This is a genomic window from Rhizobium sp. BR 250, from assembly GCF_047445855.1.
Lineage (GTDB): Bacteria > Pseudomonadota > Alphaproteobacteria > Rhizobiales > Rhizobiaceae > Agrobacterium > Agrobacterium tumefaciens_I.
In genome coordinates, this window is the sequence record NZ_JARWKW010000005.1 from 300,732 (window position 1) to 323,964 (window position 23,233).

General features: G+C 57.4%; 20 protein-coding genes. 3 read left to right on the forward strand and 17 right to left on the reverse strand.

What is annotated here, in order from left to right; genetic code table 11:
- The 5 genes from QD336_RS10715 to QD336_RS10735 all read right to left on the reverse strand — a co-directional run bounded on the left by QD336_RS10715 (window position 1) and on the right by QD336_RS10735 (window position 5,551).
- Window positions 1-822 (reverse strand): amidohydrolase family protein, encoded by an 822-nt coding sequence (locus QD336_RS10715; protein WP_499170600.1) that lies wholly within the window; start codon window positions 820-822, stop codon window positions 1-3.
- A gap of 4 nt (window positions 823-826) precedes the next feature.
- Complete coding sequence (locus tag QD336_RS10720) at window positions 827-1,840, reverse strand: aldo/keto reductase (RefSeq protein WP_499170601.1); 1,014 nt, start codon at window positions 1,838-1,840, stop codon at window positions 827-829.
- A gap of 96 nt (window positions 1,841-1,936) precedes the next feature.
- Complete coding sequence (locus tag QD336_RS10725) at window positions 1,937-2,878, reverse strand: ABC transporter substrate-binding protein (RefSeq protein WP_499170602.1); 942 nt, start codon at window positions 2,876-2,878, stop codon at window positions 1,937-1,939.
- 76 nt (window positions 2,879-2,954) lie between these two features.
- Window positions 2,955-3,977 carry an ABC transporter permease gene (locus QD336_RS10730; RefSeq protein ID WP_499170603.1) on the reverse strand — a complete coding sequence of 341 codons (1,023 nt, stop codon included), beginning with the start codon at window positions 3,975-3,977 and terminating at the stop codon, window positions 2,955-2,957.
- Between the two features lie 8 nt (window positions 3,978-3,985).
- Window positions 3,986-5,551, reverse strand: a complete 1,566-nt coding sequence (locus QD336_RS10735) for a sugar ABC transporter ATP-binding protein (RefSeq protein WP_499170605.1) — start codon at window positions 5,549-5,551, stop codon at window positions 3,986-3,988.
- A gap of 254 nt (window positions 5,552-5,805) precedes the next feature.
- Between QD336_RS10735 and QD336_RS10740 the strand changes: the two genes are divergently transcribed.
- Window positions 5,806-6,498, forward strand: coding sequence for a FadR/GntR family transcriptional regulator (locus QD336_RS10740; protein WP_499170666.1), 693 nt, complete (start codon window positions 5,806-5,808; stop codon window positions 6,496-6,498).
- 42 nt (window positions 6,499-6,540) lie between these two features.
- The gene (locus QD336_RS10745) at window positions 6,541-8,073 is read left to right on the forward strand and encodes a UxaA family hydrolase (protein ID WP_499170606.1); all 1,533 of its coding nucleotides are present in this window, start codon (window positions 6,541-6,543) and stop codon (window positions 8,071-8,073) included.
- Window positions 8,074-8,160: 87 nt separating this feature from the next.
- On the opposite strand, the gene purH is transcribed toward QD336_RS10745, so the two are convergent.
- From purH to htpX, 4 genes are all read right to left on the reverse strand, one after another.
- A complete protein-coding gene (gene purH, locus QD336_RS10750; RefSeq protein WP_269347138.1) occupies window positions 8,161-9,777 on the reverse strand; it encodes a bifunctional phosphoribosylaminoimidazolecarboxamide formyltransferase/IMP cyclohydrolase in 1,617 nt (538 codons plus the stop codon).
- Window positions 9,778-9,927: 150 nt separating this feature from the next.
- Window positions 9,928-11,595 (reverse strand): heparinase II/III family protein, encoded by a 1,668-nt coding sequence (locus QD336_RS10755; RefSeq protein ID WP_499170667.1) that lies wholly within the window; start codon window positions 11,593-11,595, stop codon window positions 9,928-9,930.
- A 125-nt stretch (window positions 11,596-11,720) separates the two neighbouring features.
- Window positions 11,721-13,106 (reverse strand): RsmB/NOP family class I SAM-dependent RNA methyltransferase, encoded by a 1,386-nt coding sequence (locus tag QD336_RS10760; RefSeq protein WP_499170607.1) that lies wholly within the window; start codon window positions 13,104-13,106, stop codon window positions 11,721-11,723.
- Entirely contained in the window at window positions 13,103-14,068 is a 966-nt protein-coding gene (htpX, locus tag QD336_RS10765) for a zinc metalloprotease HtpX (protein WP_499170609.1), read from the reverse strand. The genes QD336_RS10760 and htpX overlap by 4 nt, the downstream gene beginning before the upstream one ends.
- A 128-nt stretch (window positions 14,069-14,196) precedes the next feature.
- Between htpX and QD336_RS10770 the strand changes: the two genes are divergently transcribed.
- Entirely contained in the window at window positions 14,197-14,409 is a 213-nt protein-coding gene (locus QD336_RS10770; protein WP_269347135.1) for a DUF1674 domain-containing protein, read from the forward strand.
- 61 nt (window positions 14,410-14,470) lie between these two features.
- Here the strand turns inward: QD336_RS10770 and QD336_RS10775 are convergent, their stop codons facing one another.
- From QD336_RS10775 to hemE, 8 genes are all read right to left on the reverse strand, one after another.
- Window positions 14,471-15,352: a ParB/RepB/Spo0J family partition protein gene (locus QD336_RS10775; RefSeq protein ID WP_269347134.1), complete on the reverse strand. Its 882-nt coding sequence runs from the start codon at window positions 15,350-15,352 to the stop codon at window positions 14,471-14,473.
- Between the two features lie 46 nt (window positions 15,353-15,398).
- Window positions 15,399-16,193, reverse strand: coding sequence for a ParA family protein (locus QD336_RS10780; protein WP_269347133.1), 795 nt, complete (start codon window positions 16,191-16,193; stop codon window positions 15,399-15,401).
- 19 nt (window positions 16,194-16,212) lie between these two features.
- A complete protein-coding gene (gene rsmG / locus QD336_RS10785; protein ID WP_499170611.1) occupies window positions 16,213-16,830 on the reverse strand; it encodes a 16S rRNA (guanine(527)-N(7))-methyltransferase RsmG in 618 nt (205 codons plus the stop codon).
- Window positions 16,831-16,842: 12 nt separating this feature from the next.
- Window positions 16,843-18,726, reverse strand: coding sequence for a tRNA uridine-5-carboxymethylaminomethyl(34) synthesis enzyme MnmG (gene mnmG / locus QD336_RS10790; RefSeq protein WP_499170613.1), 1,884 nt, complete (start codon window positions 18,724-18,726; stop codon window positions 16,843-16,845).
- Window positions 18,727-18,786: 60 nt separating this feature from the next.
- On the reverse strand, window positions 18,787-20,112 hold the full coding sequence (mnmE, locus tag QD336_RS10795) for a tRNA uridine-5-carboxymethylaminomethyl(34) synthesis GTPase MnmE (protein WP_499170614.1): 1,326 nt from the start codon (window positions 20,110-20,112) through the stop codon (window positions 18,787-18,789).
- An 89-nt stretch (window positions 20,113-20,201) separates the two neighbouring features.
- Complete coding sequence (gene rho, locus QD336_RS10800; protein WP_004444236.1) at window positions 20,202-21,467, reverse strand: transcription termination factor Rho; 1,266 nt, start codon at window positions 21,465-21,467, stop codon at window positions 20,202-20,204.
- A gap of 186 nt (window positions 21,468-21,653) precedes the next feature.
- Window positions 21,654-22,199, reverse strand: coding sequence for a protoporphyrinogen oxidase HemJ (hemJ, locus tag QD336_RS10805; RefSeq protein WP_499170615.1), 546 nt, complete (start codon window positions 22,197-22,199; stop codon window positions 21,654-21,656).
- Window positions 22,196-23,230, reverse strand: a complete 1,035-nt coding sequence (gene hemE / locus QD336_RS10810) for a uroporphyrinogen decarboxylase (protein WP_499170617.1) — start codon at window positions 23,228-23,230, stop codon at window positions 22,196-22,198. Before hemE ends, hemJ begins: the two co-directional genes overlap by 4 nt.
- Between the last annotated feature and the right edge of the window lie 3 nt (window positions 23,231-23,233).

Consider the following 23,233-nt stretch of genomic DNA (forward strand, 5'->3'; position numbering starts at 1 on the left):
TCACCTGTCAGTAAGGGAGTAAAAACGAATGGCGTTGCCGCCGAAAACTGCCGCATGGTCCTTCGCCGGCACGATATCGCGGCAGAAATCCAGCCAGCCCTGATAATCACCCGCGAGGCGCAGCACCGGCCAGTCACTGCCGAAAATCACGCGCTCGCCGCCAAACAGGTCGAGAATGGTCTCGGCATAGGGCCGCACCGCTTCCGGGCGCTGTTCGCCGCGCTCGGTCAGCAGGCCGGATAGTTTGCAATGGACATTGGGAAGGCTCGCGAGAGCCGCCATATCACGCCGCCAATCATTATAGTGACCGGTGGCAATCAGAGGCTTTGCGCCATGATCGATAACGATCGGCAAGTCCGGATGCCTGCGGGCAAAAGAGAGGAGATGCTGTAGATTGGGCGGCAGGACCAGCGCATCAAACACCAGATCGTGTTTCACCAGTGCTTCCACGGCAGCATCCAGCGCCGGATCGTCGATCCAGGCGACATCTTCCATGCCCTGCAGCATGGGGCGCACGCCCTTGAAGGCCGGATGTTTCGCCCGGCGGGCAATTTCCGCCGCCGCTTCAGCGGACTTCATATCCAGCCAGCCGACCACACCCTTGATGAAATCGGTCTTTTCCGCCAGTTCCAGCATGAAATCCGTATCGGCCGCCGTCTCCATCGTCTGCACCAGCACCGTACCGGAAACCCCGGCAGCCGCCAGCAATGGCGACAGATCGGCCGGAAGAAAATCCCGGTAAATGGCGGCCAGCGATGGCGGCGGCCATTGCCCGGCGCGATCCTTCATCAGCCAGAAATGCTGGTGGGCGTCGATGAGCATTGCCTCAGGCCTTTCCGCCGGGCACGGGTGCACCTTCGGCAATCAGGCCCCGCTTCTGCAGCTCGGACCAGAATTCATCCGGGATGGACTGCTCGAACCATTCGATATTGGAAGCGAGTTGCTGCGCATTGCGCGCACCTGAAACGACCGTGACAGACGCCGAATGGGCAAGCGGAAACTGAAGCGCGGCGGCCTGCAGCGAGACCCCCAGCTCCTCACATACGCTGTGCAGCGCATCCACACGCTTGAGGATATCGGCGGGCGCATCGGCATAATTGAATTTGCGGTTGCCAGCCAGAATGCCGGAGTTGAAAGCGCCGGCGACGACGATGGCGACGCCGCTTTCAGCGCAGCGGTTCATGAAAGCAAGGCTCTGCTGTTCGAGCAGCGTATAACGGCCGGCCAGCATGGCGACATCGATGTCGAAAACATCCATGGCGTCGCTGACGATTTCCCACTCGTTGACGCCGAGGCCGACAGCCCCGGTCGATCCTTCTTCGCGCAGCTTGCCGAGCGCACGGAACCCGCCACCGGTCGTCAGCTGCTCCCAGTAGTGCTGGTGTTTTTCGCCATGGGTATGGGAGCCGATATCATGCACATAAAGAATATCCGGCTTCAGGATACCCAGCCGCTGCTGGCTTGCCTCGAAGGACCGCAGAATACCGTCATAGGAATAATCATAGACCGGGCGGAACGGCAAAGGCGCAATATAGGCATCCTCCTCCGGGCCCACGGTCTCATCCGGCACCATGACGCGGCCGACCTTGGTGCTGAGCGTATAGTTGCCCCGATCATGCTCGGTCACCATGGTGCCGAGGCGACGCTCCGACCGCGTATAACCATAAAACGGCGCGGTATCGAAATAACGCATGCCGCTTTCCCATGCCTTGTCGAACGCACCCTTGGACTCTTCATAGGGCGTGACGCGGTAGAGATTGCCCATCTGGGCGCAACCGAGGCCCATGACGGTGACGTCTACGGCGCGGCGCGGCAATTTACGTGTATCGGAGACTTTCATCGCAGGGACTTCCTGAATTCTTAAGCATGGAGCGGATGGTGAAAACCGCATCTCAAAGGGTGAGGCGCGCCACCAGACGGCGGCGCGCCGTCGGTATCAGTAAAGCACGTTCTTTGCTTCCGGCTTCTCGATATTGTCCTTGGTGACAACAACGACGCCGGTATCGACGAACTTCTCGACCTTTTCCTTGTTGATGAGCTTGGTCACGGTTTCCACGCCCTTTTCACCCATCTGGTAGGAACCCTGAACGACGATGCCGGAAAGCGTGCTGTCCTTGACGAAGTTCTGCAGGTCCTGATTGCCGTCGAAGCCGATGGCAACGACTTTGCCGGCTTTGCCGGACTGGGCAAGCGCACGGCCGACACCGATGGCGGTCGGCTCATTGGCGCCGAAAATACCCTTCAGGTCGGAATTGGCGGCCAGAACGTCGGTGGTCTGGTTCAGCGCGGTCGCCATCTGCGACTGCGAATAGAACGGGCCAACGATCTGAAGCTTCGAATGCATCTGGATGTAATCGGTGAAACCACCGACGCGGCCGATTTCGGAACCGGCGCCGGCGACATAGGACATGACGGCAATCTTGCCTTCCGTACCCACCTTGTCGATCAGCGCCTGCGCTGCGAGTTCGCCGGCCTTCTTGTTATCGGTCGCAAGGAACGACTGATAATATTGCTCCGAGCCCTTGGCGAGCTGCGAGTCGATCAGAACCACCGGGATACGGGCTTCCCAGGCCTTCTTGACGGCAGGCACCAGCGCATCCGGATCGGAAGGCGCCAGAACGATGCCGGCAACCTTACGGTTGATGGCGTTTTCGACCATGTTGACCTGGTCGGCAATCGCCGATTCGGCAGCCGGGCCCTGGAAGGTCATGGTGTTGCCGGAAGAGTTCTTCATCGCCGCGTCAGCGCCCTTCTGGACGTTCTGCCAGAACGTGGAGTTGACGGTCTTGACGATGACGGCGATTTCACCGGCCTGCACGGTGGAAACGCTCCACAGCGCGATTGCGGATGTCAGAAGGGCAGTCGTAATTTTCTTCATTTCTTCCTCCGTGATGTCGGCATACCGGGCCTCCCCTGCCGATCTTGTTTGCGGAAAGGGTCCGCAGCCCTTTGGATCAGCGGCGGTTGCGCAGCTGGTCGATCCAGACGGTGACCAGAATGACGAGGCCGATGATGATCTGTTGCGTGAAGGCGGAAACGCCGTTCATATTGAGACCGTTGCGCAAAATGCCGATGACGAAGGCGCCGATGGCCGTGCCGGAAATCGTGCCCACGCCGCCGATCAGCGATGTGCCGCCGATGACCGCACTGGCAATGGCATCCAGCTCATACATCACACCTTCGTTCGGCTGGGCGGTGACGAGGCGCGACATCAGCACGCAGCCCGTCAGTCCGGCAAGCGTGCCGGACAGGATGTAGGTGAAATTGGTGACGCGAGCGACGTTGACGCCGGAAAGGCGGGCAGCATCCGCATTGGAACCCACGGCATAGATGTGGCGCCCGAGGATCGAGCGGTTGAGCATGAAGGAAACCGCAAGCGCAATCACCACCATCAGGATGACCGGATAGGGAATGCCGGGAAACACGACATTCGGAAAGCCATCGTCACCGATATTGACGATGCGGAAGAGAGCGCCGTTGCCAAGTTCACCGAAGGATTCGCCGAGACCGGAGACGGCGCGCGCACCGGTGATCTGCAGGGCAACACCGCGGGCAATCAGCATCATGCCAAGAGTGGCGATGAAGGGCGGCAGCTTGAAGCGCGTCACCAAAAGACCGTTGATGAGACCACAAAGCGACCCCGTCAGAATGCCGAGCAACATACCGATAGGCACCGGCATGCCGAGTTCCTTCACCGCAAGGGCTGCGACAACGCCGGCAAGCGCGAGCACCGAACCGACCGAAAGATCAATGCCGCCGGTGATGATGACACAGGTGGCGCCAATGCCGAGCAGCGCGATGGACGTCACCTGCAAGGCGATCGTCATGCCATTATTGACGGTGAAGAAGGCGCTGCTGGTTGCGGAGAAGACCGCGACCAGCGCAAAGAGGCTGCCGAGCGCCGCAAATTTCTGGATGATATCCTTCTGGCGATCGCTGACGGCGAAGCCCTTCTTGGGTTCTGCAATATTGGCCATGTCGTTCCTCACTGCGCGGCCCGGCCGTAACCGGACGCATACCGCATGATTTCTTCTTGATTGGTCTTGGCGGTTTCGAGCACGCCCGTGATACGGCCCTGATGGAACACCGCGATACGATCCGTCAGTCCCAGAATTTCCGGCAGTTCCGAGCTGATGAGAATGACGCCGATGCCCTGTGCGGCCAGTTCATCCATGATCTTGTAGATCGCGAATTTTGCGCCGACATCGATGCCGCGCGTCGGCTCGTCGAAGAACAGCACGCGCGACTGCCGGAACAGCCATTTGCCGATGATGATTTTCTGCTGGTTGCCACCCGAAAGCAGCCGCACCGTCTGATCGATCGAAGGGGTGCGGATGTTCAGCAGATCGACGTAACGCTTCGCCACATCATCATGCTTCTTGAAATCGATCAGCCCGAAACGGTTGGAAACCTCGCCGAGATTGGCGAGCGTCGTATTGGCCGCCACCGACATCTTGATGGCGAGACCATCGCTTTTGCGATCTTCCGAGAGATAGGCAATGCCTTCCTCGATGGCGTCCTGGGGCGAGCCGATGGAAAGTTCGCGCCCGTTGAAAACGATCTTGCCCGCATCGAGCGGATCGGCCCCGAAGATTGCCCGCGCAACTTCCGTTCGCCCCGCGCCCATAAGACCGGCAAAACCGAGGATTTCGCCGCGCCGCAGGGAGAAACTGACGTCACTGAACACGCCATTGCGGGTCAGCCCTTCGACGGAAAAGAGAATATCGTCCGTCGGGCGCGAGGTGCGCTCAGGGAATTTGTCTTCCAGCGAACGCCCGACCATGCGTGTGACAATGTCATCAACGGTGATCGAGGCAAAATCGTCGGTCGAAATATATCGTCCGTCGCGCAGCACCGTCACGCGGTCGACGATCTCGGCCATCTCATCGAGACGATGGGAAATATAGACGATACCGACGCCGGAGGCCTTGAGATCGCGGATGACCTTGAACAGAAGCCGGGTTTCCTGCTCGGTCAGCGAGGAGGTCGGCTCATCCATGATAAGCACTTCCGCATCAAGAGAGAGCGCCTTGGCAATTTCCACCATCTGACATTGCGCGACAGAAAGACCGCGGACCATCTGGTCGGGGTTGATATCGACGCCCAGCCGGTCGAGACAGCGTTTGGCATCGAGCCGCAGCTTCTTGCGGTCCACGAGAAAACCCCGGCGCGGCTCACGCGCCAGATAGATATTCTCGGCAACGGAAAGATGCGGAACGAGGTTGAGTTCCTGATGGATGATGGCAATACCAGCAGCTTCAGATTCCAGCGGCGATGCATATTGCACCTTCACGCCCTTGTGCAGGATGGTGCCTTCGCTCGGCTGGTAGACACCGCTGATGATTTTCATCAGCGTCGATTTTCCCGCGCCATTCTCGCCGCAGACAGCATGCACTTCACCGCCACGCAGATCGAAATGAACGTTGGACAGCGCCTTTACGCCGGGAAATTCCTTGCTGATATTTTCGAGACGCAGAAGGACCGAACGCTCCGCACGCGCCATCTCCTCAGGCGAAAAATCGCCCCGAATTGTCGATGCGCCCTGCGACATCTGGAAACCTCCCACTCTGCTCCCCGCTCCACCGGGGTCATGAACAGGGCAAATGGTTAGGCCGGTTTTTTATAATGGTCAAGCCAATTAGTGAAAAACTGAAGATCGCCGTAGCGAAGAAGGTAAAGGATACAAAAGTATGTATGACAATTAACGCGTATTTTCAGATATTTACGTAATTTCTTGCGTATTGGCACGCTTGGCGTTACGGTAAGGCCAAATATATGTTGCAGACAGGACTCGTCGAAAAACACATGAATGGTCAGGCCAAAATAGCGGAACCGCGCAGGCTTTATCAGCAGATTGCGGACCAGATACGCGAACTCATCGACATGGGTGAATTCCTGCCCGGCACACGGCTTCCCGCCGAGCGGGAACTGGCGCAGAAACTCGGCGTGTCACGGCCATCGCTGCGCGAAGCACTGATTGCGCTTGAAATCGATAATACCGTTGAAATCCGCATGGGTTCCGGCGTTTATGTGTCAGCCGAAGCGCTGCAGACGACCCATCACACCAAATCGCTGGGTGACAGCCCTTCCGAACTGATGCAGGCGCGCGGCGCGCTGGAGGGCGCGACCATCGTGCTGGCGGCAAGCCGGATGACCGATGAGACGATCGCGACCCTCCGCCAGATCCTCAACACCATGCAAAGGGAAATCGAGGCCGGTCGCAAACCCCTCGATCAGGATCGTCTGTTTCACGTCACCATTGCCGAACAATCCGGCAACAGCGTTCTGGCGCGGCTGGTGGCGAACCTCTTCGATGAACGCCACAGCCCCATTTCGGCGCAGCTTCGTGTCAAATTCGAAGATCGCGACACCTGGACCCGCGCCCTGCAGGAACACGAAGCCATTCTGACTGCGCTGGAACTCAAGGATCCGCTGCTGGCGCAGGCCGCCATGCACATCCATCTGGAAGGCTCGAAACGCCGCTGGGTGGATAGCTGAATGACAAACATAGCAGGCAATGTATAGGGAGGAGGAAAACCCGTGAGTGAGAATTCTGAGGCAACCATTTTGCTGAACGCCAACGACAATGTCGCGGTGGCGCGTCGGTCCATTCCGGCTGGCGGCGCGACGGGCAGGGGCGATCTGGCAGCGCTCGAGCTGATCGGGCGCGGGCACAAGGTGGCCCTCAAGTTCATTAAATCCGGAGACGAGGTGCTGAAATACGGGCAGGTGATCGGCATCGCCACCCAGGACATCGAGCCCGGCCGGCATGTGCACCTGCACAACCTCGCCATGGTGCCCTCCGAACATGCACATCAGTTCAGCATCGACATCGAAGAAAAGGGCATGGTGCCGGAAGCCGAACGCCGGACCTTCATGGGGTACGACCGTGGTCTCGGCGGCGTTGGCACACGCAACTATATCGGTGTCATCGCCTCGGTGAACTGTTCCGCCACCGTATCGCGCTACATCGCCGACTATTTCAACAAACAGGGCGGCCTTGACGGCTTTGACAATGTCGATGGCGTCGTGGCACTGACCCATGGCGGCGGCTGTGCACTGAATACCAAGTCGGAAGGTTACCGCCTTCTGATCCGCACCATCCAAGGTTATGCCCGTCATCCGAATTTTGGCGGCATTCTGCTGATCGGCCTCGGCTGCGAAACCAACCAGATCGCGCCCATCCTCGAACATTACAAGATGGAAGAGGGCGAACGGCTGCGCACCATGACCATCCAGCAACATGGCGGCACCCGCAAGACGATTGATGCGGCAATCGCCGAGATCAAGGCGATGCTGCCTATGGTCAATGCTGCTCGCCGTACGGAACAACCACTTTCCAAGCTCAAGGTCGCACTGGAATGCGGCGGCTCGGATGGTTATTCCGGCATATCCGCCAATCCGGCCCTGGGTTATGCATCCGACCTCATCGTCCGCAATGGCGGCACGACCGTGCTTTCCGAAACTCCCGAAATCTACGGCGCCGAACACCTGCTGACCAAACGCGCCGTCACGCCAGCCGTCGCCGAAAAGCTGCTGCAGCGCATCGACTGGTGGCGGGACTATACCGCCCGCAATGGCGACGAACTCAACAACAATCCCTCTCACGGCAACAAGCTCGGCGGCCTGACCACCATTCTGGAAAAATCGCTGGGCGCGGTCGCCAAGGGCGGCTCCATGCCGCTGAAGGCAGTTTATGAATTTGCCGAGACGGTGACGGAACAGGGCTTCGTTTTCATGGATACGCCCGGCTATGACCCCGTTGCCGTCACCGGACAGGTCGCCGGCGGCTGCAACGTCATCTGTTTCACGACCGGCCGCGGCTCGGTTTCGGGTTTCAAACCCTCTCCCTGCATCAAGATCGCCACCAATTCCGAAATGTATGAACACATGAAGGAAGACATGGATATCAACTGCGGCGAGATCGTCACGGGAACGGAAACCATCGAAGAATCCGGCAAACGAATTTTCGAACATATTCTTGCGGTCGCTTCCGGCGACAAGACGGTGAGCGAGATTTACGACTACGGCGACAATGAATTCGTGCCGTGGCAGGTCGGCGCGGTGACCTGAAACCGCAGCATTCAAGACTGTCCCACGTGAAACAAAAGGCCCGGAAATCGCTTTCCGGGCCTTTATCATTGCTCACTATATCCGCGCTTAGTGGCGGAAGTGGCGCATGCCGGTGAAGACCATTGCCACATTATGCTCGTTTGCGGCGTCGATCACGTCCTGGTCGCGCATGGAGCCGCCCGGCTGGATAACAGCGGTAGCGCCGGCAGCGATTGCAGCAAGCAAACCATCGGCAAACGGGTAAAACGCTTCAGAAGCAACGGCAGAACCGCGTGTGAGAGGTTCGGCAAGACCGAGAGCCTTGGCTGCATCTTCCGCCTTCTGGGCAGCGATGCGGGCGGAATCCACGCGGCTCATCTGCCCAGCGCCGATGCCCGCCGTCTGGCCGTCCTTGGCATAGATCACGGCATTGGATTTCACATGCTTGGCGATCTTGAAGGCGAACTTCATGTCCTCAAGCTCCTGCGCGGTCGGCGCACGCTTGGTGACGACCTTGAGCTCGAGATCCTCGACCATGCCATTGTCACGGCTCTGTACGAGAAGACCACCGGAAACGGTCTTTGCCGTGAGGCCAGCCGCACGCGGGTCAGGCAGGCCGCCAGCGGCCAGAAGGCGCAGGTTCGGCTTGCGGGCGATGATGGACTTGGCTTCTTCGGTAACATCAGGCGCGATGATAACTTCGGTGAAGAGTTTGACGATCTCTTCCGCCGTTTCTGCATCGAGCGTGCGGTTGAGCGCAATGACGCCGCCAAAGGCGGAAACGGAATCGCATGCCAGCGCGCGCCGATAGGCTTCGGCAAGCGTCGGGCCGGTCGCAACGCCACAGGGATTGGCATGTTTGATGATGGCAACGGCCGGTGCATTTTCCGGCAGGAACTCCGCCACCAGCTCGTAAGCCGCATCCGTATCATTGATGTTGTTGTAGGAAAGCTGCTTGCCCTGAAGAAGCGTCGCGGTCGCAACGCCGGGGCGCTTTTCACCGGTCAGGTAGAAGCCGGCACTCTGATGCGGGTTTTCACCATAACGCATCTTTTCCTTCAGCACTCCGCCGATGGCGCGGTAGTCCGGCGTCTCGATCGCCAGTGCTTCGGCAAACCAGTTGGAAATCACGGCGTCATAAGCAGCCGTGCGGGCATAGGCCTTGGCGGCGAAACGCTGGCGCAGCGCATAGGAAGTCTGGCCGTCGTCAGCCTGCAGGGCTTCAACCAGGTCGGGATAGTCGGACGGATCAGTAACCACCGTGACATAGGCATGATTCTTGGCGGAAGCGCGGATCATTGCCGGGCCGCCAATGTCGATATTCTCGACCGTCGTCGGATAATCGCCGCCCTTGGCGCGAACTTCCTCGAAGGGATAGAGATTGATGACGGAAAGATCGATCGCCTCGATGCCATGCGCCTTCATCGCCTCAACATGGTCCGCATCATCACGGATGGCCAGAAGCCCGCCATGCACGTTGGGATGCAGCGTCTTGACACGGCCGTCCATGATTTCCGGAAAATTGGTCACGTCGGAAACGTCCGTCACCGGCAGGCCCGCTTCGGCAATGGCTTTTGCCGTACCGCCGGTCGACAGGAGCTTGACGCCGAGCTTGGAGAGCACCGTTGCCAGCTCGATAATGTCCGTCTTGTCGGACACGGAAAGAAGCGCCGTGCGAATCTTGACCTTATCGGGGGCGGGAATTTTCTTGGACACGACGGCCATCAGGCATACTCCGTTTAACGGGGAGGACAGGCTGGAATGGGATTGCTCCAGCAATTGCCGCCGCGTTAACACAGCTTACCGGATTAATAAACAGCGGGGACGCCGAACGGTGGAAACTATGGTGGTTTTTGCGCGGAACGCCCGAAATACCTAAGCCTTGCGTTCGATGATCCAGCGGATTTCCCGCGTATTGGCAAGGTTGAACGGTAACTCGATCTGCTGCGATGGCCGCATGCCCGAGGCATCCGCCATGAAGACATCCTCGGTCACAAAAAGCTCCAGCCCCGGAGCGGAAAACAGCCAGGCCGTTCCATCCGCCGCTTCCAGATATACGGATTCCTCATCGCGCTGCTGAAGCTGTATATGAGGATGGATGTGGAAACGTGAAACCGCCGAGACGGATTGCAATTGCGCCTTCACTGCCACTTCGTCAGCCCGAAGCAGGTCGCGCCCTTTTATCTTCGTGCCTGCCGCATTCAGTTCTATTTCGCGCTCGTGATAGCAGCCGAAATTCTGCAAATATCCATCATGGGAGGCCCAGAGGATGTCATTACCGTTCGCGTCCATTCCGCGTCGGCTATCGACTTCGCTGACGCCGGAAACCATGATCGGGCCAAGCAGCCTCGAGCGCGACAATCTGCAGGACGAGGTATCGGCAAGCGTGACGGTGGAATGCGCCGCGGTGGAACGGCTTGCCCGCTGATATTCCGGCGCGGCATTGCGCGGAAACCCGGAATTGACGATGAACCGGTTCTTGCCGCAGGACATTTCAAAGGACAAGCATCCCGAATGGGCACTGCGCGAAAGCTCCGCCGAGCCGGGATAACCCGTATCGACAATAATGACCGTGTCATCAGTGGCGAGCCGGTGATAATTCACATCCGGCAGGACCTTGGAAGGCCGGCCGGCTGTTTCATCATAACGCAGCACGGAAACAAGCTCATTGGCGAGTGTCGCCGTCGCACCGTTGAACAGCGCAAGATCGCCACCCTGATGGCGGAAAAACCGGATTGCCGGAAACATGCGGTCTATCGCCGGCACCAGCCCAGAAGGCAGGTCATGGCCGAGATTGATGTAACTTTGCCGCAGCGGCAGAAGATCGAGCAGCAAATCCAGCATGACCCGTGGATTGCGGGAGACATGCCCGCCATCGGGAAGAATCTGGCGTTCCATTTCCTGAGCCAGCTTCATTCCGTTGCGGGTGATCCGCGACAGGCGGGTCGGCATGGCGATGGAGGCCATGGCGAGCGCTATCCTGATCCGCAGCCGCGTTTCGCCATCCGGCGCATGTTTGACGATCCGCTCTAGATAACGCACGTGAAAGGCAAGACTTTTCAGGAAACGACGATAAAAGCCTGCATCGGCCTCGTATAAAACCACGGGAGAATGCGAAAGCCAGGCAATCAGCCTCTGCGCCGCTATGTCAGGCGACCAGGCGGTGCCGGTAACCCGCTTGCCGTGCAGCGCCATCCACTCGGCAACAATGCGGCGCGCCCGCTTGCAGGCCTCACTCGATTTATCGGACCGAATGTGCCGCAGCCAGCTGAATGCATGCAGCCGTTCTTCAAAAACCGCCGAGGGGAAATCCACCTGAAACGGCGAGGCGCCACCGGTTTCAACGACCCGTCCGGCCAGCGCGATGCGGCCGCGCAGCAATTCCTCGGCAAAATAAGGATCGATGGCCCTCAGATCGGTGGGCGCCGCTACCAGACCCTCGGGCACGCGGTTGGCAAACCGCGACAGATGCAGGCGCAATGGGGTGAGGCCGACACACAGATGACGATATGCCATCCGCGAAAGAAGACCGGCGGCATTCATGCTGCCTGCAAAGGACCCTACCAAGCTGTGTTTCCCGTTTCACATGTTTTGTTTTTATCAGTGAACCGCGATGACCGGAACGTTTTCGATAAATATCTAATGATTCGCGAAAGCTTGGCTTTTTTCTACTTCTTACGCAAGACACTGCTAAAAAACCCATCGACACCGCCGAACATGTCCGGTGTCGTGCGCAGATCGCCCTGCGAACTGATGGCCGTCTCCATTCCGGGCCAATCTTCCCTGCGGACGGCAACGCGCTCCACATCGGGATTTTCCGCCAGAACCTCCGCGATCATCGCTTCCCCTTCCGAAGGATCGAGCGAGCAATTGGAAAAGACGACGAGGCCGCCGGGACCTACCAGGGTCAATGCGTGCCGCAGCATCTGGCCCTGAAGAGCGGCAAGTTTGGCAATGTCGTTCTCATCCTTGGTCCAGCAGACATCGGGATGTTTGCGCAGCGTGCCCGTGGAAGAACAGGGTGCATCGAGCAGCACAGCATCAAAAAGCTGTTCCGGCCGATACTTCATCATGTTGACCTCCACCGTTTCGGCGTTGAGGCCAAGCCGATCGAGATTTTCCCGCAGGCGGCGAAGTCTATTGCCGGACTGGTCCAGCGCCGTCACCTCGGCGCCCGCCAGCGCTAGCTGGGCAGTCTTGCCGCCGGGGGCCGCACAGAGATCGGCAACACGCTTGCCGGCGATATCGCCGAGGAGCCTTACCGGCATGCTGGCCGCAAGATCCTGCACCCACCATGCGCCTTCGGAAAAACCTTCAAGCGAAGGGATTTGACCTTCGAATTCACCCAGACGCACGCTACCGTTCGGCATCAGCGTACCGCCCAGTTTCTCCGCCCAGAGAGCGGGATCAGCCTTCACCGTCAGGTCAATGGAAGATGGTGTCAGCTGCGCCTGCGAGATCCTTTGGGCCACCTCATCGCCGTAAGCGGAAACAAGCCGAGCATAAAACCAGTCCGGCAAGACCGGAACGTCAGCGATAGCCTTTTCGATCTCCACCTTTTCACGGCCGAGCCTTCTCAAAACCGCATTGACCAGCTTGACGAAACGCCGGTTGCGCGGATCGCGATGCGCCTGTTCCACGGCAAGATCGACAGCGGAATGATCCGGCACATCGAGATAAAGCATCTGCGCGACACCGACAACGAGAACGTGATGCAGCGATCGCGCGCCCTGCGGCAATGGTCCGTCCAGCAGCATCGACAAAGCCGTCTCGATGCGCGGAAGATGGCGAAGCGCGCTGTTGACGATAGCCCTCACCAGTGCCCGGTCCGCAAGCGACAGCGCACGATAGACCGGATTACCGTTTTCGCTGTCGAGCATCCCATCCAGAGAGGTCTTCTTTTCCAGAACGGCCGCGAGAATGCGGGTGGCGGCAATGCGCGCAGCAAGGCCCGGCTTGTCCTGGAAAGACGAAGGGCCGTCTTCACGGCCCCTCCCATGTGCCGGCCTCGGCTTCTTGGACCGCGCCGGCTTATTCTGAGTATCGGATGTCAAGACCACGGCCCCTTGCGCTCGTTTTCATTGCCTCGTCCCCAGCCCGTCTTGGGAACGGAGCCTGATTTGCGCACCGGTCTATCACCCGATGGCGGCGGCGTCGATCCTCGCGGGGAAAACTCCTGTGCCATGGCGCGCAGCGCCGCCACACGGTTTTCCGTGTTCGGGTGAGTGGAGAAGAGATTGTCCATTCGCTCGCCGGAGAGCGGATTGATGATGAACATATGCGCCGTTGCCGGATTGCGCTCGGCATCATCATTGTGAATTTGCTGCGCCATGCCTGAAATCTTCTGCAGGGCAGATGCAAGCCAGAGCGGGTTGCCACAGATTTCCGCGCCGCGACGGTCGGCGGAATATTCCCGGGTACGGCTGATCGCCATCTGCACCAGCATCGCGGCGAGCGGTGCCACGATCATCGCAACCAGTACGCCGATGAAGCCCAGGGGGTTATTGTTGTTTTCCCTGTTGCCGCCGAACAAGAAGGCAAAATTGCCGAGCATGGAAATCGCGCCCGCCAGCGTGGCGGTGATCGTCATGGTCAGCGTATCGCGGTTTTGCACATGCGCCAGTTCATGCGCCATAACGCCGGCCACCTCCTCGGGCGTGAGGCGTTCCAGCAGGCCCGTCGACGCTGCAACGGCAGCGTTCTGCGGGTTCCGCCCCGTTGCGAAGGCATTGGGTTGCGGGCTGTCGTAAATATAGACCTTCGGCATCGGCAGTCCGGCATTCTGCGACAGATCGCGGATCATGTGAAAAAACTCGGGCGCATTCGCCTCGTCTATTTCCCGCGCATGATAGGTGGAAAGGACCATCTTGTCCGAATTCCAGTAGGAGAACAGATTCATACCCGCCGCAATAAGGAAGGCGATCATCATGCCGCCCTTGCCGCCGATCAGAAAACCGACACCCATGAACAATGCGGTCATGAAGGCCAGAAGCATTGCCGTGCGCATCATGTTCATCCGTCAAATTCTCCTTGTCGCTTACCGGGTTACTCACCGGGAATATTCCGGGGTTTATAAAGCCCGTCTGATTATATAATCTGGTGAACGGCAAACATATTTCAATATCCCGTCATAGGGAGGATTTCATGCAGAATGCGGATAATGACAATGGCGCGGAGAAGACCGCGGAAAGGGTGAAGCAGCTTTCACCCGCAGCGGAACGGGCGTTGAAAGAGGCGGAAGAACGACGCCGACAACAGGCCGATCTTCAGTTGCCGCCGGAAACGGGCGGCCGCGGCGGCGCGGAACCCGTGCGTTTCGGGGATTACGAAATAAAAGGCAGGGCCATCGATTTTTGAGCCCCAGRAAAMAAAAATACCCGCCAATGGCGGGTATTTATCAATTAAAACAGATATTTAATTATTTCTGTTCCAGCAACCGGCAGACGGCCTCGAGTTGTTCCAGCGTACGGTAGCCGATGCGGATTTGCCCCGAACCACCCTTGTGGCTGATCTTCACATCAAGGCCGAGCGCATCGGACAGGCTGCGTTCCAGCGCAATCGTATCGGAATCCTTCTCCGCAGCGGGGCGCTTTTCGGCAATCTCACCCTGCGATTTGATATCGTTTTGCGCCAGACGCTCGGCATCACGCACCGAAAGTCCCTTGGACACAATCGTCCGCGCCAGCGTGGCCGGATCGGATGTGGAAACCAGCGCCCGCGCGTGGCCGGCAGACAGCGAACCATCCGCCAGCATATCCCGCACCGGATCGGGCAGCTTGAGCAGCCGCAGACTGTTGGCAACATGGCTTCGGCTCTTGCCGATGATTTCACCAAGATCGTTCTGGGTATAACCGTGCTCGGCGATCAGCTGCTCGTAACCCATCGCTTCTTCAAGCGGGTTGAGATCGGAACGCTGAACGTTTTCGACGATGGCGAGCTCCAGCGCCGTGCGATCATCCACATCACGAACGATGACGGGTACGTCGGTGAATCCGGCCAACTGCGCCGCGCGCCAGCGCCTCTCACCGGCAATAATCTCGTAACGGTTGACTCCAACCGTTCTTACGACCACAGGCTGAACAATGCCGTGCTGACGAATGGAGGCAGCAAGATCCTGCAACTCATTTTCGTCGAAATGACGCCGCGGGTTTCTCTGGCTGCGAGCGATGAATTCGATCGGAATGGTGCGATCAGCGTTCACCGCACGCTGAGGTTCACCCACCGGTACCGGCTGATCCATTTCGCCGATCAATGCAGCAAGACCGCGCCCGAGCCGACGCTTGGAAAGATCATCACTCATAAGATATTACTCCATACATCCCAGTAAAACGTCAGGCCAACAAACTTCAGGCAGCCTTGCGCAGACGTTCTCTCTGGATCACTTCGGACGCCAGCTGCAAATAAGCCTGGCTGCCGGCGCATTTCAGATCGTAAAGAATGGCTGGTTTACCATAGGACGGCGCTTCGGAAACACGAACATTGCGCGGAATGAGCGTGTGATAAACCTTTTCCCCGAGATGCGTGCGCACATCCGTAACCACCTGCTGGGCGAGATTGTTACGTGCATCGAACATCGTCAGAACGATGCCCTGTATATCGAGCTGTGGATTGACCGAAGCGCGTATCTGACTGACCGTATCCAGCAATTGGCTAAGGCCCTCCAGGGCAAAAAATTCACATTGCAACGGTACCAGCACGGAATGTGCGGCCGTCATGGCGTTCATGGTCAGCAGATTGAAAGAGGGCGGGCAATCGACGAGAATATAGGAATAGGCACGCGCCTCCTCAGTTTCCAAGGCAGCTCGCAAAAGAAATACGCGGTTGGCAACATTGGCGACCTGCATCTCGAAGCCGAGCAAATCCATGGTTGAGGGGACGATATCGAGACTCGGGACCGCCGTAGGAACAGCGATCTCCGCAATATTATTGTCACCCACCAGAAGATCATAGGAGGAAAGCTTGCGTTCCTTGCGGTCAATACCAAGCCCTGTGCTGGCATTGCCCTGCGGGTCCAGATCAATGATCAGCACACGCTCACCAATAGCCGCCAGCGCAGTGGCCAGATTAATGGCCGTCGTTGTTTTTCCAACGCCGCCCTTCTGGTTTGCTACTGCGATAATCCGGTTTTTTTCCAAAGTCATGCCGCACCTGGCCAGCTTGTCAGCGCCTCAAAGCGAGGTTGCTGATTTCAAGAACAACAGAATCTGCCTCAATGGCACTCTGGTGTTTTACCAGATCAAACTCCCAGCGGCCATGTGCTTTCTGCACTTCGGAATCATAATCCCGGCCTTTATTAAAGTAGGCCTTGAGATTTGGATTATTTTGCGCCCAAGGGTGAATATAATCGAAGAGCAGGTCCAGATCGGCAAGCGCACGCGCCGAAACGGCATCGCAATTTTTGATGGTCTCGTGTGCTTTTTCGATTCTGACGGGATGAACAGCGCCTCGTGCGCCGGTTTCCTTCAGCGCGATTCGCAGAAAAGCAGCCTTTTTATTGTTGCTTTCGACCAGATCAACCCAACCGTCGCCAAGCTCGGCTAGAAAAATCGCCGTAACGACGCCAGGGAAGCCACCACCGCTGCCCAGATCAATCCATTTTTTTGGCTGGGAGGAGAGCTGAAAGATTTGCGCACTGTCTGCGACATGCCGACTCCATAGCTCGGTAAGAGTTGAAGGCGCCACCAGATTTGTGGTTTTGTTCCACTTTTTGAAAAGCTCGACAAAATGCTCGAGCCTCTCTTGTGTTTCACGTGAAACACTCTGGCCGTTTATCTTCATAATCCCGACTCGCTATTGGTGCATATGCAATTTTTCACTTCGCGCAATGGAACTCTTCCGCAGAAGTGCGAGCAGCAGCGATATCGCAGCCGGTGTCATACCGTCAACACGGGCAGCCTGGGCAATATTCTCCGGGCGAGCTTTTTCCAGCTTTTGTTTAAGCTCGTTGGACAGACCGGACAGACTTTGAAAATCAAAGTCCGTGGGGATCTTCCTGTCCTCGTCCCGTTTGATATCGATGATATCCGCACTCTGCCTCTGCATATAGACCGCATAACTTGCCTCGATCTGCAGAACCTCGGCCACCTTGCCATCAAGAGCCGCGAGTTCCGGCCAGTGTTGCGTCAGCGCTTCCAGGGTCATATCAGGATAGGCAAGCAGTTCATAAACCGAGCGCCGCTGACCATCCTGATTGAGTTTCAACCCCTGTTTCGCCGCCTGGGACGGGCTAATGGAAAGTTCTTTCATCATGTCACGACCGCGATCCAGATCGGAAATGAACTCTGCAAAGCGTTCGTTCCTCGCGCGCCCGATAATACCCGCCGCCTGGCCGACCGGTGTAAGTCGCAGATCGGCATTATCCACACGCAATGAAAGCCGATATTCCGCTCTGGATGTGAACATGCGATAGGGTTCGCTAACGCCCTTGGATGTCAGATCGTCGATCATCACGCCGATATAGGATTCCGTCCGGCTGAAATAGATTGGATCCGTATTGCTCGCATAGAGCGAAGCATTCAATCCAGCAACAAGACCTTGGGCGCCGGCTTCTTCATAACCCGTCGTGCCGTTGATCTGACCGGCAAGAAACAATCCCGAAATCTTGCGGCACTCAAGAGACGGTTTCAGCTCCCGGGGATCGACATAGTCATATTCAATCGCGTAACCGGGCTGGAGAATGGCTACCTGCTCGAGACCGGGAATGGTGCGGATAAATTGTTCCTGCACGAAAGCCGGCAGGGAGGTGGAAATACCGTTCGGATAGATGGTGTGGTCGTCCAGACCTTCCGGTTCCAGGAATATCTGGTGACCATCCCGCTCACCAAAACGGGTGATCTTATCTTCGATTGACGGGCAGTAACGCGGGCCCACCCCTTCGATCTGCCCGGAATACATGGCCGACAGGTGAATATTGTCCTGAATGATCTTATGCCCCGCCGGCGTGGTACGGGTCACGCCACATTCGATTTGCGGATTGACGATGCGATCCGTCATGAAGGAAAACGGAACGGGATCTTCATCCGCCGCTTGTCTATCCACGGCAGTCCAATCGATCGTACGGCCGTCCAGCCGGGCAGGGGTGCCCGTCTTGAGGCGCCCCATAACAAGGCCGAGCCGTGCGAGCGTATCAGAAAGGCCGAGAGACGGCATTTCCCCAACACGGCCGGCGGGAATCTTTTCGGAGCCGATATGAATGAGGCCACGCAAAAAGGTGCCGCTCGTCAGCACGACGGCACCGCAAGGAATCCGGCTACCATTTTTCATGATAACGGCCGCCACCCGATCATTGCCCATTTCAATATCGAAAGCATCGCCTTCAATAATGGTGAGATTCTCAATGGCATCTATCTCGCGCTGCATGGCCTCGCGATAAAGTCTTCGGTCGGCCTGTGTCCGCGGGCCGCGGACCGCAGGCCCTTTCTTGCGGTTGAGCATGCGAAACTGGATACCAGCCGCATCGGCGACCCGACCCATCAAACCGTCCAGTGCATCGATTTCACGAACCAGGTGCCCCTTGCCCAACCCACCAATCGCCGGGTTACAGGACATGACGCCAATGGTCTCGCGTTTATGGGTTACCAGCGCTGTTTTAGCGCCGTGTCTCGCAGCAGCAGCCGCAGCTTCGCTGCCCGCATGACCACCCCCAATAACAATGACATCGAATGACTGGTGCATATTCCTGCGCCCTGTTCTCAACATCGGCACTACCCTTCGGTCGCCAATGTTTCACGTGAATCATTTTCCTATGCAGAATTCCGAAAAGATCACGCCGAGCAAATCTTCCACATCGACGCGGCCGGTGATCCGTCCAAGCGATGTTGCCGCGAGTCTTAAATATTCCGACCTTATCGCAAGGTCGAGGGTCTCAGAATCGAGCGCATCACTAACATAGTTCAGCGTCTCTTCAAGTCGTTTTTTATGACGGGCACGCGCGGGAACCAATGTCTGCCCGGCACCAACCCTCTTTTCTATCTCCCGCTTGATCACTGAGCGCAATTGGTCAAGGCCTATGCCTTCCTTGGCTGAGATAGACAGATCAAAACCATTATTCGAATCGGGAGAAAAAAGTGCCGTTTTGGTTCTGACGTGCAAATAACTCCGGTTCTCGAACGTAGTGGATCGTTTCGGAATCGAATCTTTATCCTGCAGCAATAAGATAAGATCGGCGGTTTCCGCAGTCAGAACCGCACGCCGCACGCCTTCCTGTTCCACCACATCCTGCGTCTCGCGAATTCCCGCCGTATCGAATATCCGAACCAGATAGCCGTCCAGATTGATGTCGACACTTAGAACGTCTCTTGTCGTACCGGCGATGTCGGTCACAATCGCTACGTCGCGGCCGCTCAACGCGTTAAGCAGCGTCGATTTACCCGCATTCGGTTCGCCCATAAGCGCCACTTTAAAACCATCGCGGATGATTTCGCCGCTTCCACCACTCTCCAGGTGACGGCTGATTTCACCCTTCAGCTCCACCATCGCGTCCCAAACTTGGGCTGCAACGGAATCCGGAACATCCTCCTCGTCGGCAAAATCCAGTTCCGCTTCGATGAAGGCACGGGCACGGGTCAAACGGCTGGCCCAGCCGTCATAGAGCTCCGACAATTGGCCGGTGCTCTGCTCAACCGCAAGCCGCCGCTGCATTTCCGTTTCCGCCTGCAACAGATCGGCCAAGCCTTCGACCTCGAGCAGATCTATTTTGCCATTTTCAAAGGCTCTGCGGGAAAATTCACCGGCTTCCGCGGGCCGCAGTCCTTCGAGATTCTCGAGTTCGGTAAAAATCGAAGCGATAACCGCACGGCTACCGTGGCTGTGGATCTCAACACAATTTTCGCCCGTAAAAGAATTAGGACCCGGAAAGACAATCACCAGTCCCTGGTCGATAATATCATTGTTTCGATTCCGAATCGAACACAGGCTTGTTTTCCGGGGTGAAGGAAGGTCACGACCTGTCAACGTCTTCAAGGCATCAAAAGCCCTGGAACCGCTGATCCTGAGAACGGCAACGCCTGCCGGCAGGGCGCCACTGGACAGCGCATAAATCGTATCGGCGGAAGCTGACATCGTTCACCTCGGTCTAAAACAGTCAAGCCGCACCCGAATGAACGGATACGGCTTTAAAGCTCTTATGATGAATCCGACTAAGGTTCGGATCAGGTATTCATCGATTCGAAGAAATCCGAATTGTTCTTGGTCTGCTTCAGCTTGTCGATCAGGAATTCGATGGCGTCCATCGTTCCCATCGGCGCGAGAATGCGGCGAAGAACGAAAATCTTCTGCAGATCCTGGCGCGGCACCAACAGGTCTTCCTTACGCGTGCCGGATTTCAGAATATCCAGCGCCGGGAAGATGCGCTTGTCGGCAACCTTGCGGTCAAGCACGATTTCCGAGTTACCGGTACCCTTGAACTCTTCAAAGATAACTTCGTCCATACGGCTGCCGGTATCGATAAGCGCCGTCGCAATGATTGTCAGCGAACCGCCTTCTTCGATGTTACGCGCAGCACCAAAGAAACGCTTCGGACGCTGCAGGGCGTTGGCATCCACACCACCGGTCAGAACCTTACCGGAGGAGGGAACAACGGTGTTGTAAGCGCGGCCAAGACGCGTGATAGAGTCGAGCAGGATGACGACGTCACGGCCATGCTCCACAAGACGCTTTGCCTTTTCAATGACCATTTCGGCGACCTGGACGTGGCGTACAGCCGGTTCGTCGAAGGTGGAGGACACAACCTCACCCTTCACCGAACGCTGCATGTCGGTCACTTCTTCCGGACGCTCGTCGATCAACAGAACGATCAGATAACACTCCGGATGGTTTGCCGTGATGGAATGGGCAATGTTCTGCAGCAGAACCGTTTTACCGGTGCGCGGCGGCGCCACGATCAATCCGCGCTGGCCCTTGCCGAGCGGTGCAACGAGATCGATGACACGCGACGACAGATCCTTCGAGGTCGGAACATCCAGTTCCATCTTGAAGCGCTCATTGGGATAAAGCGGCGTCAGATTGTCGAAGTGAACCTTATGACGGATTTTTTCCGGGTCATCGAAATTGATCGTATTAACCTTGAGAAGCGCGAAATAACGTTCGCCTTCCTTGGGGCCACGGATAGGCCCTTCGACCGTGTCGCCTGTTTTCAGCGAGAAGCGGCGGATCTGCGAGGGCGAGATATAGATATCGTCCGGGCCCGGCAGATAGTTTGCGTTTGCGGAACGCAGGAACCCGAACCCGTCCTGCAGGACTTCAACGACGCCTTCGCCGATGATTTCGATGTCCTGGCTCGCGAGAACCTTGAGGATTGCGAACATAAGCTCCTGCTTGCGCATGGTGCTCGCATTTTCAACTTCCAGGGATTCGGCAAAAGTCAGCAAGTCGGTAGGCGATTTGCTCTTAAGTTCCTGAAGCTTCATTTCAGCCATGAAGGGAAGACCGTTTGATAATGTAATGTCGGGGGAGGGCGTGTTCGCGAATCAGATGCTGTGGGAGATACCGCAGATGACTGAATAATTCACATGCCACGAAGATGAGTGGCCTGAAAATAGCGATTGAACACGGCCGCTGCAAGAGGAAAGCACGAATTCCGCGAAATTTATCGCCTCACCGTCTTAACCAAAGGGTTTCACAACCACAAGTATGACAATCAGGATCATCAGAACGGTTGGAACTTCGTTCATCAACCGCCAGTGACGGGCCGGTCTTTTATTTTCATCGCGTGCGAAACGTTTCGCACTGCGGCTGAAATAAACATGGGTCGCGGTCAGGAGCACCACCAGCCCAATCTTCGCATGCAGCCAGCCGCCGGAAAAACCATAAACCGACCATGCGAGATAAAGCCCCAAAACCCAGCTTATCATCATCGCCGGGTTCATGATCACCCTGATCAGCCGCTGCTCCATCACCTTGAAGGTTTCCGATTGCTGCGAACCGACGGGCGCATCGGTGTGATAGATAAAAAGCCGCGGCAGGTAAAAAATCGCCGCCATCCAGGAAATCACCGCGATGATATGCAGCGCCTTGATCCAGAGATAGAGATCGGCGGGATCGGCGTAAAACAGCAGCGCGATGAAAGCGGCAAACACACCGAGTGCGACGCCGGCACGCAAAGCCGCCTTGTTTCCGGAGCGTGCCGAGGTCTGTTTTTCCTCGCTCATCCCGCGCCTCCAACCGAGCGCACCCGTTCAACCAGCCGGGTGACGTTTTCCGGGTTAGCCTGCGGGGTGATGCCATGGCCGAGATTGAAAATCAGCGGGCCCTGCCCGAGCGCCTGCAGAACGGCATCGATGCCATCCTGCAAGGCCTTACCACCTGCCACCATCAGCATCGGGTCGAGATTGCCCTGCACCGGGCCTTCCTTCTGCAAATCCCTGGCGAAGCTCAATGGTACGGACCAATCGAGGCCAATAGCGTCAGCACCCGTCTTGCGGCGATAATCTTTCAGAAGATAACCCGCACCCTTGGCAAAAGCGATGATCTTTGCCGAAGGCCTGCGGGCACGCACCGATGCGATAATTCGAGCGACCGGCTTTATCGCATATTCCTCGAATTCCTTTTCGCCGAGCACACCGGCCCAGGAATCGAATATCTGAACCGCGTCAGCCCCGGCATCGATCTGCGCCACCAGATAATCGGCAGAGACATCCGCGAGGAAAGCCAGCAGCTTTTCCATGGCGGCCGGCTCCTGATAACCGAACAGCCGCGCCGGCGCCTGGTCCGGCGTTCCGTGACCGGCGATCATGTAGGTCGCAACCGTCCAGGGCGCACCACAAAAACCGAGAAGCGTCGTTTCATCCGGCAATGAGCTGCGCAGACGCGAGACCGTTTCGAAAACAGGCGAAAGATGCGCCATGACATTCAAGGCATCGAGCTTTTCGATACCGCTCACGTCGATCGGGTCCATTGCCGGACCTTTGCCTTCGCTGAAGGACACGTTGCGATGAAGCGCGTCGGGTATCACCAGAATGTCGGAAAAGAGAATGGCGGCATCCAGCCCGAACCGGCGGATGGGCTGAAGGGTCACTTCACTCGCCAGTTCGGGGTTATAACAGAGATCCAGGAAACTTCCGGCACTCTTCCGCGTTTCCCGATACTCCGGAAGATAACGTCCAGCCTGGCGCATCAGCCATATGGGCGGCGGTGTGACCGTCTTCCCGTTCAACACCGTCATTACCTTGCGTTCGCTCATGGC

What these genes read in the sequence shown, in the direction of transcription:
- rho (WP_004444236.1), bottom strand. Translation starts at nt 21,467, where the DNA reads ATGGCTGAAATGAAGCTTCAGGAACTTAAGAGCAAATCGCCTACCGAC.
- QD336_RS10755 (WP_499170667.1), bottom strand. Translation starts at nt 11,595, where the DNA reads ATGAATGCCGCCGGTCTTCTTTCGCGGATGGCATATCGTCATCTGTGT.
- QD336_RS10740 (WP_499170666.1), top strand. Translation starts at nt 5,806, where the DNA reads ATGAATGGTCAGGCCAAAATAGCGGAACCGCGCAGGCTTTATCAGCAG.
- QD336_RS10715 (WP_499170600.1), bottom strand. Translation starts at nt 822, where the DNA reads ATGCTCATCGACGCCCACCAGCATTTCTGGCTGATGAAGGATCGCGCC.
- mnmG (WP_499170613.1), bottom strand. Translation starts at nt 18,726, where the DNA reads ATGCACCAGTCATTCGATGTCATTGTTATTGGGGGTGGTCATGCGGGC.
- purH (WP_269347138.1), bottom strand. Translation starts at nt 9,777, where the DNA reads ATGGCCGTCGTGTCCAAGAAAATTCCCGCCCCCGATAAGGTCAAGATT.
- QD336_RS10725 (WP_499170602.1), bottom strand. Translation starts at nt 2,878, where the DNA reads ATGAAGAAAATTACGACTGCCCTTCTGACATCCGCAATCGCGCTGTGG.
- rsmG (WP_499170611.1), bottom strand. Translation starts at nt 16,830, where the DNA reads ATGAAGATAAACGGCCAGAGTGTTTCACGTGAAACACAAGAGAGGCTC.
- mnmE (WP_499170614.1), bottom strand. Translation starts at nt 20,112, where the DNA reads ATGTCAGCTTCCGCCGATACGATTTATGCGCTGTCCAGTGGCGCCCTG.
- QD336_RS10720 (WP_499170601.1), bottom strand. Translation starts at nt 1,840, where the DNA reads ATGAAAGTCTCCGATACACGTAAATTGCCGCGCCGCGCCGTAGACGTC.
- htpX (WP_499170609.1), bottom strand. Translation starts at nt 14,068, where the DNA reads ATGAACATGATGCGCACGGCAATGCTTCTGGCCTTCATGACCGCATTG.
- QD336_RS10735 (WP_499170605.1), bottom strand. Translation starts at nt 5,551, where the DNA reads ATGTCGCAGGGCGCATCGACAATTCGGGGCGATTTTTCGCCTGAGGAG.
- QD336_RS10780 (WP_269347133.1), bottom strand. Translation starts at nt 16,193, where the DNA reads ATGACTTTGGAAAAAAACCGGATTATCGCAGTAGCAAACCAGAAGGGC.
- hemJ (WP_499170615.1), bottom strand. Translation starts at nt 22,199, where the DNA reads ATGAGCGAGGAAAAACAGACCTCGGCACGCTCCGGAAACAAGGCGGCT.
- QD336_RS10770 (WP_269347135.1), top strand. Translation starts at nt 14,197, where the DNA reads ATGCAGAATGCGGATAATGACAATGGCGCGGAGAAGACCGCGGAAAGG.
- QD336_RS10775 (WP_269347134.1), bottom strand. Translation starts at nt 15,352, where the DNA reads ATGAGTGATGATCTTTCCAAGCGTCGGCTCGGGCGCGGTCTTGCTGCA.
- hemE (WP_499170617.1), bottom strand. Translation starts at nt 23,230, where the DNA reads ATGAGCGAACGCAAGGTAATGACGGTGTTGAACGGGAAGACGGTCACA.
- QD336_RS10730 (WP_499170603.1), bottom strand. Translation starts at nt 3,977, where the DNA reads ATGGCCAATATTGCAGAACCCAAGAAGGGCTTCGCCGTCAGCGATCGC.